This window comes from Bradyrhizobium sp. URHC0002 (genome assembly GCF_054059515.1).
Genome location: NZ_JBSSCF010000001.1, coordinates 7,695,584 through 7,711,191 on the forward strand (window position 1 = coordinate 7,695,584; position 15,608 = coordinate 7,711,191).

Sequence of the window (15,608 nt, forward strand, 5' to 3'; positions counted from 1 at the left end):
AGTCGATGATGCAGACTTTAGAAGCTGGACGACGCTAAACCGGTTTGGACTGGTTCGTAAACTGTCAATCCTGCGTTCGCCTCGGGTCGTCAGCGGCGGCGATCACGCCAAAATACCGCACAACAGGGCTATGCAGACCGCGGCCGGACGCTAGAATTCGCACAAAACAAGCCGACCCCCAGGGAGAGTAACAACAATGAAAAATCATCCGATCTCGCGCCGCACACTTCTGGCCGGTACGGCCGCCGCGGGTGCGCTCAGCCTCACCGGCTTTCCCGCGCGCGCAGAGGTGCAATGGAAGAAATATGCCGGCACCAAGCTCGAGGTGATCCTCGCCAAGGGTCCGCGCGGCGACAATCTGCAGAAGAACATCAAGGAATTCACCGAACTCACGGGCATCCAGGTCGAATCCGAGCAGATCCCCGAGCAGCAACAGCGCCAGAAGGCTGTGATCGAACTCGCTTCCGGCAAGCCGAGCTTCGACGTCATTCATTTGAGCTATCACGTGCAGAAGCGGCAGTTCGAAAAAGGCGGCTGGCTCGCCGACATGTCCGGTTACATGAAGGACCCGAACCTCACGGCACCCGATCTCGTCGAGAGCGACTTCTCGGCCGCTGGCCTGCAATACGCCAAGAACGACAAGGGACAGATGCTGTCGCTGCCGTGGTCGGTCGACTACTTCATCCTCTACTACAACAAGGAAATGTTCCAGAAGAAGGGCGTCGCCGTTCCCAAAACCTTCGACGAGATGGTCGCGGCGGCCGAAAAACTCACCGACGCCAAGGAAGGTACGTTCGGCTTCGTCGGGCGCGGCTTGCGCAACGCCAACATGACGCTGTGGACCAACTTCTTCCTCAATTGCGGCGGCGAATTTCTGGACGGCAAGGGCGGCATCCTGACCGATGGCCCCGAGGCGATCGAGGCCACCAAGCTTTATCAGACGCTGCTGACCAAGGTTGCACCTCCCGGCGTCGCCGGCTTCAATTGGATGGAGTCGATGGCGTCGTTCACGCAAGGCCGCTCGGCGATGTGGATCGACGGCGTTGGCTGGGCGCCGCCGCTGGAAGACCCGGCGGCCTCCCGCATCGTCGGCAAGGTGGGCTATACCGTCGTGCCCGCGGGGCCGAAGGGACAATATTCGGCGACCTATGGCGACGGCCTCGGCATCGCGGCGGCCAGCAAGAACAAGGAAGCCGCCTATCTGCTGTGCCAGTGGGCTGTTTCGAAGACGCAAGGCGCGCGGCTGTTGCAGGCCGGCGGCGGCGTGCCGTTCCGCAACTCGATCCTCAACGATCCCGAAATCCAGAAGGGCGTGAAGATGCCGCCGGAGTGGCTGAAGTCGGTGATCGATTCGGCCAAGATCAGCAAGCTCGGCCTGCCTGTTATCATCCCGGTTGCGGAATTCCGCGACCTCGTCGGCGCGGCCATCACCTCGACCCTCGCAGGCGCTGATCCGGCCGCCGAATTGAAGAAGGCCCACGAGCAGTTCCGGCCGATCCTGGAGCGCAGCGAAAAAGCGTGAGTGCCGTGACACGGACTACTCCGGCCGCGGCGGAAGCCGCGCCGGAGCGCGAATGGCGACCGCCATCCTATTGGCCATTCGTGGTGCCGGCGCTTGTCGTCGTGCTGGCCGTGATCGTGTTTCCATGGCTGTTCACGATCTGGATGAGCCTCAACCAGTGGAAGGTCGGCTCGCCGACCAACTTTGTCGGCTTCGCCAATTATGTTCGGCTGCCGAACGATCCCCGGTTCGTCGAGGCCGTGGGCCACACGATCCTCTACACCGCCTTGTCGGTGCTGCTGCCGCTGATCTTCGGCACGTTCGCCGCCGTGGTGTTTCACGCCAAATTCCCCGGGCGCGGCTTCCTGCGCGGCGTCTTCATCATGCCGATGATGGCGACCCCCGTCGCCATCGCGCTGGTCTGGACCATGATGTTTCATCCGCAACTCGGCGTGCTCAATTACCTGCTCTCGCTGGTCGGCCTGCCGCCACAGCTCTGGGTGTTTCACCCGGGGACGGTTATCCCGGCGCTGGTGCTGGTCGAGACCTGGCAATGGACGCCACTGGTGATGCTGATCGTGCTCGGCGGCCTGGCCGCGATTCCGACCGAGCCCTACGAAAGCGCGCAGATCGACGGCGCCGGCGTCTGGCAGATGTTCCGCTACATCACCCTGCCGCTGATCACGCCGTTCCTGTTCATCGCCGGGATGATCCGCATGATCGATGCGGTGAAGAGCTTCGATATCATCTTTGCCATCACCCAGGGCGGGCCCGGCTCGGCGTCGGAGACCATCAATCTCTATCTCTACAGCGTCGCCTTCATCTATTACGACCTCGGCTACGGGTCGGCGATCGCGGTGATCTTCTTCCTGCTCATCGTTGCGATGGCGGCCATGATGCTGCACCTGCGCCAGCGAACACTGTGGACCGAGATCGGCGGTGGCGCATGAGCCTGCGTCAGATCCTCGGCAAGATAGCGCTCTGGTTCGCGGTGCTCGTCATCGTATCGCCAGCCATCCTGTTCTTTCTCTGGATGGCCTCGCTGTCGCTAAAATTCGAGGTCGACAACGCCGCCTACCCGCCGGTCTTCTTCCCGGAGCGCATTGCCTGGAAGAACTACGCGGACGTGCTGGCGTCCAACCGCTTCCTGACCTACTTCGTCAACAGCCTGATCGTGACCGGCAGCGCGACCGGGCTCGCGATGCTGGTCGGCGTGCCCGCCGGCTACGGGATCGCACGCATGGCGGCGCACAAATCCGCGATCGTGATCCTCATTGCACGCATCACGCCGGGATTGTCCTATCTGATTCCGCTGTTCCTGATGTTCCAGTGGCTCGGATTGCTCGGCACGCTGGTGCCGCAGGTCATCATCCATCTGGTAGTGACGGTGCCGATCGTGATCTGGATCATGATCGGCTATTTCGAGACCACGCCGCTGGAACTCGAGGAAGCCGCCTTGATCGACGGCGCCACGCGCTGGCAGGTGTTTCGCCACGTGGCGCTGCCGATCGCGCGGCCGGGACTGGCGGTCGCCTTTATCCTCGCGGTGATCTTCTCCTGGAACAATTTTGTGTTCGGCATCGTGCTGGCCGGACGGGAAACGCGCACGCTTCCCGTCGCGGTCTACAACATGATCTCGTTCGACCAGTTGAGCTGGGGACCGCTGGCGGCGGCCGCACTGATCGTGACGTTCCCGGTGCTGCTGCTGACCGTGCTGGCGCAGCGGCAGATCGTCGCTGGACTGACCGCGGGCGCCGTCAAAGGCGGTTGAGGCGTCCCTTCAATCTCGAAATCGAACCTGGAAGAGAGCCTCCTCCCCCAACCCCACAACAACGGGGCGAGGGAGGGATGCCCTTACTCCGCAGGCGCCGCGACCGGCATCTCCGGGTGCGCGCTGTAATCGGCCGCCGGACTGGTTTTCGCCAGCGCGAACAGCCCCGCCGCCATCACGGCGTAGGCCAGCGCCACTCCCGGCGTGACCCCGAGGCCGCCGCCGATGCCGACGGCCTCGCCGTGCATGAAACCGAAATAGGTCATGACGGCGCCGGCCAGCGCAAAGGCGGAGGCTTTAAGAAAGTCGCGCTCGATCACGAACACACCGATCGCGCCCAGCACGAGGCCGGCGAGGATCGAGCCGCCGCCCATCACTTCGAGCCCATGATAAAGCACGCCCTGCTGCGGCAGCGCCGATATCGCGGCGGACTTGACCGCATCGACCTTGTCGGCGGCGAGACCGCCGACCGCCTGGGCCGCCGTGATCGTCGAGCCGAGCATGGTGTCGATCTGCAGTTTTGCCCAGGCGGCGAGATGCGGCGTCAACGCCAGCACGATCGCAGGCGCGTGCTTGACCGGCGTGGTCTGGAACGCCTGCGCGCCGATCAGCATGCCGATATAGAGCAGGATCGGCGAGATCGCGACCACAGGTACCAGCGCCAGCAACACCGAGATGATGCCGAACCAGCTTAGCAGCACCACCATGATGCCGGTCGCGGCGGAATAGCCGATCCGCCCGCCCATCGCCTTCCAGCCGGGGTGGCCGATATAGACCGCGTTGATGAAGGGATTGCCCATCAGGCAGCCGATCAGGCTGACGACGCCGTCGGCGGTCAGCACGCGCGTGGTCGGATATTCGTCACCGGCCGCTTCTGCGCTTTCGACATTGTCCATGGCTTCGACGAGATCGTAGATGCCGAACGGGATCGCAGTCACCAGAATGATGCCGAGGAACTCGAAGCCGGAGAAGACGTGGCCGATGGCAGGTAACGGCACCGAGAAGCCGAAATTGGCAAAGGCATCGCCGACGCCTTTCAAACTCAGGCCCCCGAGCCCGAGACCGAACAGGTTCGATCCCCAGGCGATGATCATGCCGACGGCAATGGCGACGAGGCCCGCGGGCATGCCCCTCCAATATTTCACCCCGCCGAACCAGCTCACCAGGATGATGGCGAAGCACACCAGCCCGATCTGCGGCGTCATGTACATTTCGAGCGCCGGCCGCATCGAGATGAAGGTGACGGAGACACCGGCGAGCGTGCCGAGCAGCGCCGCGCGCGGAGTGATCTTCCGGATATAAGGCGCGATGAAGCCGCCGATCATCAGGATAAAACTCTGGAAGAACACCCAGACCAGTCCGGCCGACCAGCCCTTGATCGGATCGCCGGTCTTGATCGTGATCGGCAGCATGATCACGAAGGTGACGATGAACATGTGTGGCACGCTGACGCCCGACGGCAGCGCGCAGACGTCGCTGCGGCCGGTCTTCTGCGCCAGCCGGTAAGCGAGCCAGGCGTAGTAGAAGGTGGAGAGGCACATCATCAGGCCGAGCGCCGGCAGGATGCGGCCGAACACGAGTGAGTCCGGCATCTTCAGCACGAAGCGCAACAGCCCCGTCAGCACCAGCATGTTGACAAGGATGTTGGTCCCGAAGCCGAACAGCGCGTTCCAGTCGCCCGGCGTCCACAACGCCGGCTTGAAAGTGGATGTGCCTGATGTCCCCGTCATGCCCGTGCTCATCGTAATCCCCCTGCTACTGCCGTTCTTGGAATCTCCAGTGAAAGCGCTTGCAGCACCGCCGCCGAGTCGGAGACCCAGCCAAAGATGCCGCCCTGGGCCTTGATCATTTTCAGGCCCATCTCGTGAAATTCGGGAAAGTAGGATGCGCAGCCATCCGCCAGCACCACGCAGCGATAGCCGCGGTCATTGGCTTCGCGCACCGTGGTGTTGACGCAGACCTCGGTGGTGACGCCGCAGACCAGCAAGTTCTCGATGCCATAGCGCTGCAGCACCTCGCCAAGCTCGGTGGCGTAGAACGCGCCCTTCCCTGGCTTGTCGATCACGATCTCGCTGTCGAGCGGATACAACTCGGGAATGATGTCATGGCCGGCCTCGCCGCGAATGAGAATGCGCCCCATCGGCCCGGGATCGCCGATGCGCAACGACGGCGCGCCGCGCTCGACCTTGGCCGGCGGCGCGTCCGACAGATCGGGCAGATGTCCCTCGCGGGTGTGCACGACCAGCATGCCGGTCTCACGCGCCGCATCCAGCACGGAAGCGATCGGCTTCACCGCCCGCGCGAGCTGGCTGACATCATTGCCGAGCGTTTCGCCAAAACCGCCCGGCTCCATGAAATCGCGCTGCATGTCGATGATGAGAAGCGCGGTCGCCGCCCAATCGAGTCCGATCGGCTCCGGCTCCGCTGCGAGCTTTCCTGAGTTCGCCATGACATACGCCCCGAACGAGAGAACTCTTCGGGAGAAGTCAAGCAAGGCGCGTGCCATTGTGTACAATCGCGGCACGCCGTCCGCGGTTATGAAATTCGTTGCATTTTCAATTCGATGATTGCTAGCGCGTCAGCGGGGCACGCATTGTCCGGCGCTTTCCAGACGGGCATCTGCTCACTAACTAAGCAAACCGAGGTGGCGGCACGGCTCAGAGCTGAAGAGAGGTCGGCTCCGGACGTTGGCCACGCAGCGCAGCACTCGCTTCATACGCGACGCGGCGGGCGCGCATCACGTTCCCCAGGGGCTTATGGTCTGCCGTCGCATGCCATGGGGAGAACGACAATTTATCTATCTTCTCACTCAGCACGAGGGATTGTGGGTCATCCAGATTGCAGCGCGGGATGCGCAGTTGCGCGACCTTGAGCAGCGGGGCGTCTTCAAGCCGCCACGGGACCGAGGTGTTCTCGATCGGCGTGCGGTCGCAATCGACGTAGAACTGAACCAGAAAATCCATGATCAGGTCCGCCTTGCGCAGCCGGTCGGCCAACTCCTTGCGGAGGAAATCCTTGTCCCCCGAAGAATGGGCTGTCGTTGCTACGGTGCCCTCCGCCGGACGCACCGTGAACTTCACCGCATACGGCCCACATTGGATCGGCGCCGTGCCGGAGAAGTGTTCGGTCGCCATGCTGCGCACCCTGCTCAGGATGACGGTGCGGAAGAGCGCTGCCGAGATGCGCGTCGCCTCGTTCCAACCCAATGCGCGCCAAAGCCTGGGAAATAGTCCGATGGTGCCAGGGCGTTGCGCCTTGACGAAGGCGATGAACTGGGTGACGTCGGTAACCGCCGAGGTGACCGAGTGGCTGGTGGCCAGGAAGTCCTGGGTTACGTCGTCCTCGTGGCCCGGCAGCAATTTGCGTCCCTCGACCCCGATCAGCTTGATGGCGATGCCGCGAGGCTCGTGCTTGCGGTCGCTATTGATGTGGGAATCGCCGTTGGAGAACCGGACCAACGCCGGGAAGGTCCGCGGCACAGCGAACACGCCGTAACGGGCATGCTCGGGAAGGTCGGCCAGCACCTGAAATTCGGCGATCAATCCCGCGTGGATCTTGGCGTGGAAGCCGCGGAACGGTCCTTTCTTGTCGGCATCTTCGTTCTTGTCGGCATCTTCTTTCTGATAGCCGACGATGTCGCGCGCAAAATTACGGAATAGCTCCGGTTCGCCGTCCAGGGCCTTCTCTTTCCAGTCCCTGCTGGGGGGCAAGCCGCTTGCAGCAAGAGTCATGAATTGCCTCCGCCGACACAAGAACGCCTGATGCGATCCTCGCACCGTCGCGCGGGCAGGCTTGTGAAGCAATTCACAATGCAAGCTATGGCCGCATAAAAAGAGCCGCAGAAAAAGACTTGGCGTTGCAATGCGCTGAAGCGCGGACGTCCGGCGTGACGTCACGCCGGCGCTGTGCCTCGCCTCGCTACGCGGAAACCGCCTCAACAGATTGGGCATTCGAGCCAAGCAGCGGCACCCCGAACGCCCTCCTCCAGACCGTCAGGAAACGGGGAAACCAGGAATGCGCGACGGCGCCCTGATAGGCCCATGTGCGGTACTTCAGGCCTTTTTCCGACAGCAGTTCCTGATATCCGCCGAGCGTTTCGGTCGCGGTACGGATGTCCCTCAATATCTCGCGGGCGCAGGACCGGTACTTGACGGGAAAATTCATCGTACTCCAGCATGCGGTCGGCGAATTCGACGTTGAATGTCGGCCAGCAAGAACGCCCCTGGTAGGCCGGAGCCGCAATCTTGTGGATGACCTTGTTCTGCGGATTATCCGCCGATACCAGGAAGTGAAACGTACCCGGGATTCGAAACCGCGGCTCGCCAAGTATCAGATCCGTCGTGGCTGCAAACAGGGCGCGTTCGCTCGCCTCGCTCAGGTCCCAAAATCCCTGGTGCACGTTGACGAAATCGAGCGCAATGCAAGACGCCGCCGGTTCGCTCCTGCAATCCAATGCATGCCTGATATGGCCATGCTTGCCGAACAACCCGAGCAGCTCCGTTTTATATTGCGAAAGCGCGCGTCCGAGCAGCCCCTCCAGCTCGATCCGGTCGATGACCCCCAACCGGATCCCGCGCGCAAAGGTCGCATAAACGCATGCATTGGTGACGAAACGCCTGCGCTCAGCGCGGGTATCCGTGGCCGCGGACCGAGGGGCGGTTGCGTCACACAGCAAAGCCGTGAGGCCGTTGTCATCGAACGGCTGCAACGCGCCGGCGAGTTGAAATATCGCGTTCTTCAGATCCTCGCGATACTCGGCAAGCAACAAGCGGCCGGCATGCGCGCCCTGCGCCATCGCCAAATACGAGGATGTCCTTTGGTCCGCGCGCATGATCTGTTCCAGACCCGCGAGGATGCCTAACAGCGTATCCGACGGCAGCGAGAAGTAGTTGATGCCGATGTACCGGTCGCTGCCTGCCGGAACGATGGTCGTCGTGACGACATTGGCGCGCACGGCCTCCAACATCAGGCGGACGCTTTTTTCGAGCAAACGAACCCTGCGGACGGCATCCTCGGAATCCAGGATGATCTCGGGATCGAGAACATCGGGATAAAACCAGGCAAAGTCCCGGGGATAAAAGGCGGATGCGTGCGGTGCCCCCGTGACCAGAAAGGCTTCCTCCGGAGCAAAGGCACTATTGACCGAGTGCGTGTACAGTTCGCCGATCCCTGCCGATGCGTGAGATTTTCTCAGGAATCGATCACTGAGAAAATTGACGGCCTGAATACCGTTGGCGACACAGGAGGCAAACGGACCCTGATAAAATCGGTATTCGCGATGTGATGAAAATGAAATATGACGATGCATTTGCCTGGGATCAACGAGGTTCTGTGGTTACGCGTACCACGCGTTCGTGCGCCTGACATCGTCGATTCGTGTTTCTGTCAGATGAATTATATTGTCACCGGCTTGTCATAAATGGACGTGGCAGCGGCGCGCAGAACCTAGGGCGGATGGTCGCCCGCCTCCGTCTCGCCCATGCCGTTTCGGTAAGCGCGCTTCGATCGACGCTTCTCGATATGTGGGCGTTTCTAGCCCCTTCCCACCGTGCACTCGATCTGGCCGTGGGGCTCGTCGGTCGGCAGGAAAACATCATTATTGTTATCGAGCCCGAACGCCGACAGGTTCATCGGAATGAAGTGCATGTTCGGGCAGGCCATGCTGATTTCCGAGATTTCCGGCACGGCCGCCAGCGCCGCCTCGCCCATCCGGTATAGGCTGTCCTGCACGCTCATGCTGTAGGTGGTGCTGAACACTTCGAGCAAGGTATCGAGAATCCGCGCATTGGCCGCCGGATAATTCGCAGGTCCCCCCGACCACTTCCAGGACGCCATCATGCTGGTGGCGCACATCCGGTCGGCGGTCTCCGGCAGCGTGGTGTAGCGATCCCTGGGATAGTTCTCCCAGCCCGACTGCGTCGACTTCATGAAGGCAAAGCCGTCGATGCCGGATGTCAATGCCGTCGGCCCCCCACGCGCCGCAGAGGCTTCGACGAACGGCTTGCCGTTGCTGTCGAGCACGAAGCTGTGCGGATGCGGCTTGCCGCCGAAACTCAGGCGGCGCCATTTGGTCTCGTGCGCTGATATCGCAACCGAGGCAATCTGCGGATAGGTGTCGAGATATCGCTTCGCCAGCACCTGGCAGAATTCTTCGGTGCTCAGCCCTGTGTTCTCGCGGGCCACGACATTGACGATGTTCTTGATCGTATCCGTCGCCACCGAGGTGGAATTGTCGGCATGCGTATAGGCACGGGCAAAGTCGCCCTCGATCATCGCCTTGACGCTGAGCTGGCTGACTTCGTGGCGGTCGCCGTCCCGGTGAATCCGCATGACCCGGACGCGGCCCTTCCCGTATCTGTTTTTGATCAGCGGCACGTCAGACCTCCAGTTCAACCGTTTATTTTTCGGGACTCCAGTCGCCCGCTCTGATCCAATATTGAGCAACGTTCGTGCCATAGGGCAAGATCTTGGGGGACAAGGTCTTTGGGGGACAATTCTGGCACGCGCCTTGTTTTGGCTTGAGAGGGCCTGAAGGCCCGCTACCTGGGGGGAAGTCCATGACCACAACCACCGAAATCCATCCGGTTGACCAGATTTTGCCGACGCCGCGATTGCTGGCGCTTGGCCTGCAGCATGTGCTTGTGATGTATGCCGGCGCGGTTGCGGTGCCCCTGATTATCGGCCGGGCGCTGAAATTGCCGCCGGAAGACGTTGCCTTCCTGATCAGCGCCGACTTGTTCGCCTGCGGCATCGCCACGCTGGTGCAATGTATCGGCTTTCCCGGCGTTGGTATCCGGTTGCCGGTGATGATGGGCGTGACGTTTGCCTCCGTCGGGCCCATGCTGTCGATGGCCGCAGCACCCGACATCGGCCTGCTCGGCATCTACGGCTCAGTGATAGCGGCCGGGCTGTTTGCCATTGTTGCCGCGCCTTTTGTGAGCCGGTTGCTGCCGCTTTTTCCACCCGTCGTCACTGGAACCATTATCCTGGTGATCGGCATTTCCCTGATGCGGGTCGGCATCAACTGGGCCGGTGGCGGCCTGCCCACCCTGACCAAAATGATCGATGGTGTGCCGCACACCTTCCCCAATCCGGGCTACGGCCAGTTGCAGGGCCTCGGCATTGCGCTGTTCGTGCTGCTGGTAATCCTCGGCCTGATCAAATGGGGCTCCGGTTTCGTCGCCAATGTCGCGGTGCTGCTCGGCATCGTCGCGGGCGCCATCCTTGCCGCGGTCCTCGGCGTCATGCATTTCGAGAAGGTCGCCGCGGCGCCATGGGCCGCGATCGTGCTGCCGCTGCATTTCGGCACGCCGAAATTTCAGTTCATCCCCATCGTCACCATGTGCATCGTGATGATCGTGGTGATGATCGAATCCCTCGGCATGTTTCTGGCGCTGGGCGAAATCACCGGCAAGGCCGTCAGCCGCGACGCGCTGACCCGTGGCTTGCGGGCCGATGGCGTCGGCACGTTTCTGGGCGGGCTGTTCAACACCTTTCCCTACACGTCGTTCTCGCAGAATGTCGGCCTGGTCGGGGTCACGGGCGTGCGCTCGCGCTGGGTCACGATCGCCGGCGGCGGCATCCTGCTATTGCTCGGGCTGCTGCCAAAGATGGCGGCGCTGGTCGAGGCGGTGCCGCTGGTGGTGCTCGGCGGCGCCGGCCTCGTGATGTTCGGCATGGTGGCGGCGACCGGCGCGCGCATCCTCACCGCGGTCGACTTCAAGAACAACCGCTACAATTTGTTCGTGGTCGCCCTATCGGTTGGCTTCGGCATGATCCCGCTGGTTTCGCCCAACTTCTTCAAGAACTTGCCGCACGACCTGCACCCATTGCTGGAGTCCGGCATTCTGCTCAGCGCGCTGGTCGCGGTGACGCTGAATGCCTTTTTCAACGGCGTCAGCGGCAAGACGGCGGAAGCGGATGCCGCAGCGGCTGCGGCAACGGCGACGCATTAAGTTAGGATCCGTAGGGTGGGCAAAGGCGCTCTTGCGCCGTGCCCACCATCGATCGACGCCATCGCCCGGAAATGGTGGGCACGCTGCGCTCTGCCCACCCTACGGTTCACTAGCTTCCCCGATAGGTCGCATAACTCCACGGCGTAACCAGCAGCGGCACGTGGAGATGGCCTTCCGGGTCGCTCACCGAAAAATGCAAGGGAATGCGATCGAGAAACGGCGGATCGGACAGTGGAACGCCGCGATCGGCAAAATAGGCGCCGACGTGAAATGCAAGTTCGTAGCGACCGATCGGCACCGGCCGGCCGCCGATCAGCGGCTGATCGGTTCGGCCATCGCTGTTGGTGAGGGCGCGCGCCACCACGCGGGCCTCGCCAAGGTCGGACAGCTCGGTCAGTTCCACCGCTATCCCTGCCGCCGGCCTGCCGCTGTTGGTATCCAGCACATGGGTCGACAGGCGACCATGCACGGGCAGCTTGTCGTCGGATGCGACGAGCTGATCGAGCCGCAGCGCCGCGATCCGGCAGATTTCCCCGATCGAGGTCTGCGCCTCGGCCTTGGCATCGTTCGGCAGCCGGCGTTCGAAATCGCGCAGGATGGAATCGCGGGTGTGGCGGCGGACGCAGACGATATAGGGAAAGCCGAATTTCGCGCGGTAGGCGTCGTTGACGCGCTCGAACGCCTTGTATTCGGCATCCGAAAGCCGATCGAGCCCGGCGCTGTTCTGCTCGGCGCCGGATTCCACGGTAAGACCCGCCGCGCGCTGGGTCTTGTCGGCGAGGTCGGGATGCGCCCTGATCAGCGCTATCCGCAATGCGTCGGGCGCCCGATCGACCGCCGCCACCATCGCCGCGAATAGCTGTCCGACCCCCGCGAACGGCCGCAACGCCGTCGCCTGCCCCGCGACCCACGGCGAATGCTCAAAGACGTTTGCCAGCGCGGCGACGAAATCGTCGTTGCTGCAAGAGTTTAGATCGGAAAGCTTCAACATGGCTTTCGACCTTACCCGATATCGAACGCGTTGTCGGCGAGATGCGCCAGATTGGCGTGCCAGTGCTGCGCGATCGCAAGCCGCGTCGGCACCCAGACCCGCTCGTGCTGTCCGATGTAGTCGAGAAACCGCATCAGCGCCGCCGCGCGGCCAGGGCGGCCGACGACCCGGCAATGCAGGCCGACCGACATCATCTTCGGCGCGGTTTCGCCTTCCCGGTAAAGGACGTCAAAGCTGTCTTTGAGGTAGGTGAAGAATTCATCGCCACCGCCAAAGCCCTGCGCATTCACAAAGCGCATGTCGTTGGCGTCGAGCGTATAGGGAATGACCAGATGCGGCTTCGAGCCGCGCGCCCTGATCCAGTATGGCAGGTCGTCGGCATAGGAGTCGCAGAGATAGAGCAATCCGCCGGCTTCCATCAAAAGCCGCAGCGTATTGATCGAGGAACGCCCGGTGTACCAGCCGAACGGGGGCGCGCCGGTCGCCTCGGTGTGGATGCGGATCGCCGCCGCGATCTCGACGCGCTCCTCGGATTCCGACATGTCCTTGTGCTCTATCCATTTCAGGCTGTGGCTGGCGATATCCCAGCCCGCCTCCTTCATGGCGGCGACCACATCCGGGTTTCGCTTCAGCGCCATCGCGACGCCGAACACGGTCACCGGCAAATTGCGTTCGGTGAACATCCGCCACAGCCGCCAGAAGCCGGCGCGCGAGCCATATTCGAACATCGATTCGATGTTGGCGTGGCGCTGGCCGGGCCAGGGCTGTGCCCCCAATACGTCGGACAGGAATGCCTCCGAGGCGCGGTCGCCGTCGAGAACATTGTTCTCGCCACCCTCCTCGAAATTCACCACGAACTGCACCGCGACCCGCGCGTTGCCGGGCCATTGGGGATCGGGCGGGTTGCGCCCGTAGCCGCGGAAGTCGCGCGGGTAAGTCGGCGCGGCCACGCTTATATTTCCTCGTAGCGGGCCTGGACGGTGAATTCACCGGCACCGACAATCAGTTGGCTCATCGATCTCTTCTTCTGGGTGTATTTGACGAAGTGGTTCCGCAGTATCCATTGCAGCCGGGATTAATGGAAGCAAGGGCCATTCCGGCAGCCCGCCTCGCATTTGGCAAGCCGAATCCACTCGCTTCACGCGTCCTTGGCATGCAGTGCCAGCAACCCCTAAACGCTTGCTTTCCCTCGGTGTTATGCGTTTCATTCCGGTCAAGCATCAAGCGCCCCAAGGAAACACCCATGCCTGCAAGAATCATCGGAATGATCGGCACCCAGCAGGAAGGCGTCGCGGTTCACCTGATCAAGGGAACGATATCGCGGCAATGGGTGATCGACTTCACCCGCCTGCACGAGCAGTGGAACTATGATTCTGTTCTCGTTGGATATTACGCGTCCGCCGCTGAAGGTTTTGCGATCGCGCTCTACGCCGCCGATCACACCGAGCGGATCAAGTTCCTGATCGCGCACCGGCCGGGCTCGGTGGCGCCGGCACTCGCCGCGCGGCAGGTCGCGACCTTCGACCAACTCGCGCAGGGTCGGATGGCGCTGCACGTCATCGCCGGCACCAGCGACGCGGACCAGGCCAGCGAAGGCGACTTCCTGCCCAAGAACGACCGCTACCGCCGCGCCGGCGAGTATCTGGACGTGATGCGGAAGCTCTGGACCAACGACAGCCCGATCAACCACCACGGCGAGTTCTACCGCGTCGAGGGCGGCTATTCCGACATCAAGCCGTTTCAGCAGCCCTGCCCGCCGCTGTTCTTCGGCGGCTCATCGGAAGGCGCGCTGGAGATGGGCGCGCGGCATTGCGACGTGTTCGCGATCTTCGGCGAGCCGCTCAAGGAGACGCGGGAGCGGATCCAGGATTTCCGCCGGCGCGCGGCGGCCTTCGGGCGCAGCGTCGGCTTCAACATGTCGCTGCGGCCGATCATGGCGGAAACCGAGGGTGCTGCGTGGGACAAGGCCAACGCCCTGCTGGCGGATGTCGAGCGCAAGACCGGCGCCGCGCCGCAGCCGACCAACCATTCCGCCGAGCGCCTGCTCGGCTACGCCGCGCGCGGCGACGTCCATGACGAGCGGCTGTGGATGGGGATCGCGCGCGCCACCGGCGCCCCCGGCAATACATCGTGCCTGGTCGGAACGCCCGAACAGATCGCGGCAGCGGTTCTGGAGTATTACCGGCTCGGCATTCATTCCTTCCTGCTGCGCGGTTTCGAGAATCCGCAGGACACGGTTGCGATCGGCCGCGACTTGATTCCCCTCATCAAGCAAGGCGCGCTTGCGATCGACCAGCAGGCCGAAGCGGCTGAATAGAGTTCACGTCAAGAATCCGCTGATACCTCAAGCTGTCCTGGCAAGGCCTTGAGGTATGGCAGGAAAACCTATGAAAGAATTTGCATGAAGGCCGTCGTTGTCGACAACTACAATTCAATCGACGGTATCTCGATCAAGGAGATCGACAAGCCGGGCGTCTCCCCGGGTGAAGTTCGCGTCAAGGTCGGCGCTGCGGCGATCGGCTTCGTCGACGGATTGAAGGTGCAAGGCCTTTATCAGACCAAAGACCCCCTGCCGTTCGTGCCGGGCACGGAGTTTGCCGGCATCGTCGAAGCCGTTGCCGACGACGTCACCACGTTCAAGCCTGATATGCCCGTGATCGGCATGACCCGTTCCGGCGCGCTCGCCGAGTACATCTCGGTACCCTCAGCGGCGCTCAAGAACCTGCCGCCGCAGGTCCCCTTCGAAGCCGGCGCATCGTTTCAGGCCAATTATCTGACCGGGCTTTACGCGCTGGATGCCCGTGCGTCGCTGCGCCAAGGCGAGATATTGCTGGTGCTGGGCGCGGCCGGCGGCGTCGGCATCGCCGCCGTTCAGATCGGCAAACTGATGGGCGCGCGGGTGATCGCGGCCGCCTCGACGGCGGAGAAGCGTGCCTTCGCGGTGCGGTTCGGCGCCGATCACACCATCGACTACACCAGGACGGACTGGCGGGACACGCTCAAGGAACTGACTGGCGGGCATGGCCCGGACGTGATTTTCGACCCCGTCGGCGGCGAAGTCGCGCTGCAGGCGTTTCGCTCGATCGCCTGGCGCGGACGGCATCTGGTGGTCGGGTTCGCATCGGGCACCATTCCGGCGCTGGCTTTCAACCTGCCGCTGCTCAAAGGCGGCGCGCTGCTCGGCGTCGATCTCGCCCAGATCCAGAAGCGCGAGCCGGAGACTCACACCCGCCTGATGGCGCAATTGTTCGACTGGCTGGCATCGGGCAAATTACAGCCCGTGGTCGGCAAGATCGTGCCGTTCGAGAATTTCCGCGAGGCGTTCAAGACCATGCAGTCGCGATCGGCGCTCGGCAAGATGATCGTCAAATTCGGCTGAAGTGGGTTAGG

General features: G+C 62.7%; 12 protein-coding genes and 1 pseudogene. 6 read left to right on the forward strand and 7 right to left on the reverse strand.

Annotated features, from left to right (window positions below; genetic code table 11):
• Nucleotides 1-196: 196 nt before the first annotated feature.
• The 3 genes from ACVWVY_RS37160 to ACVWVY_RS37170 are packed head-to-tail and all read left to right on the forward strand — an operon-like array spanning nt 197 to nt 3,272.
• Nucleotides 197-1,522, forward strand: coding sequence for an ABC transporter substrate-binding protein (locus tag ACVWVY_RS37160; RefSeq protein WP_456631060.1), 1,326 nt, complete (start codon nt 197-199; stop codon nt 1,520-1,522).
• Entirely contained in the window at nt 1,519-2,451 is a 933-nt protein-coding gene (locus tag ACVWVY_RS37165) for a carbohydrate ABC transporter permease (protein WP_456631061.1), read from the forward strand. Before ACVWVY_RS37160 ends, ACVWVY_RS37165 begins: the two co-directional genes overlap by 4 nt.
• The gene (locus tag ACVWVY_RS37170) at nt 2,448-3,272 is read left to right on the forward strand and encodes a carbohydrate ABC transporter permease (RefSeq protein WP_456631062.1); all 825 of its coding nucleotides are present in this window, start codon (nt 2,448-2,450) and stop codon (nt 3,270-3,272) included. Before ACVWVY_RS37165 ends, ACVWVY_RS37170 begins: the two co-directional genes overlap by 4 nt.
• A gap of 83 nt (nt 3,273-3,355) precedes the next feature.
• Here the strand turns inward: ACVWVY_RS37170 and ACVWVY_RS37175 are convergent, their stop codons facing one another.
• From ACVWVY_RS37175 to pucL, 5 genes and pseudogenes are all read right to left on the reverse strand, one after another.
• Nucleotides 3,356-5,014, reverse strand: coding sequence for a regulator (locus tag ACVWVY_RS37175; RefSeq protein ID WP_456631063.1), 1,659 nt, complete (start codon nt 5,012-5,014; stop codon nt 3,356-3,358).
• Nucleotides 5,011-5,721 (reverse strand): cysteine hydrolase family protein, encoded by a 711-nt coding sequence (locus tag ACVWVY_RS37180; protein WP_456631064.1) that lies wholly within the window; start codon nt 5,719-5,721, stop codon nt 5,011-5,013. Before ACVWVY_RS37180 ends, ACVWVY_RS37175 begins: the two co-directional genes overlap by 4 nt.
• Nucleotides 5,722-5,929: 208 nt before the next feature.
• Nucleotides 5,930-7,222, reverse strand: a complete 1,293-nt coding sequence (locus ACVWVY_RS37185; protein WP_456631065.1) for a hypothetical protein — start codon at nt 7,220-7,222, stop codon at nt 5,930-5,932.
• A pseudogene (locus tag ACVWVY_RS37190) lies at nt 7,191-8,580 on the reverse strand (hypothetical protein). The gene ACVWVY_RS37185 and the pseudogene ACVWVY_RS37190 overlap by 32 nt, the downstream one beginning before the upstream one ends.
• A gap of 224 nt (nt 8,581-8,804) precedes the next feature.
• Nucleotides 8,805-9,647 (reverse strand): factor-independent urate hydroxylase, encoded by an 843-nt coding sequence (pucL, locus tag ACVWVY_RS37195; protein ID WP_456631066.1) that lies wholly within the window; start codon nt 9,645-9,647, stop codon nt 8,805-8,807.
• Between the two features lie 182 nt (nt 9,648-9,829).
• On the opposite strand from pucL, the gene ACVWVY_RS37200 reads away from it, so the two are divergent.
• Nucleotides 9,830-11,227: a nucleobase:cation symporter-2 family protein gene (locus ACVWVY_RS37200; RefSeq protein WP_456631067.1), complete on the forward strand. Its 1,398-nt coding sequence runs from the start codon at nt 9,830-9,832 to the stop codon at nt 11,225-11,227.
• A 109-nt stretch (nt 11,228-11,336) separates the two neighbouring features.
• Here ACVWVY_RS37200 and uraD read toward each other — a convergent pair whose 3' ends face one another.
• A complete protein-coding gene (gene uraD / locus ACVWVY_RS37205) occupies nt 11,337-12,218 on the reverse strand; it encodes a 2-oxo-4-hydroxy-4-carboxy-5-ureidoimidazoline decarboxylase (RefSeq protein ID WP_456631068.1) in 882 nt (293 codons plus the stop codon).
• Between the two features lie 11 nt (nt 12,219-12,229).
• Nucleotides 12,230-13,168 carry an allantoinase PuuE gene (gene puuE, locus ACVWVY_RS37210; RefSeq protein WP_456631069.1) on the reverse strand — a complete coding sequence of 313 codons (939 nt, stop codon included), beginning with the start codon at nt 13,166-13,168 and terminating at the stop codon, nt 12,230-12,232.
• 293 nt (nt 13,169-13,461) lie between these two features.
• Between puuE and ACVWVY_RS37215 the strand changes: the two genes are divergently transcribed.
• Nucleotides 13,462-14,535 carry an LLM class flavin-dependent oxidoreductase gene (locus tag ACVWVY_RS37215; RefSeq protein WP_456631070.1) on the forward strand — a complete coding sequence of 358 codons (1,074 nt, stop codon included), beginning with the start codon at nt 13,462-13,464 and terminating at the stop codon, nt 14,533-14,535.
• Nucleotides 14,536-14,619: 84 nt separating this feature from the next.
• Nucleotides 14,620-15,597: an NADPH:quinone oxidoreductase family protein gene (locus ACVWVY_RS37220; RefSeq protein WP_456631071.1), complete on the forward strand. Its 978-nt coding sequence runs from the start codon at nt 14,620-14,622 to the stop codon at nt 15,595-15,597.
• Nucleotides 15,598-15,608: the final 11 nt, after the last annotated feature.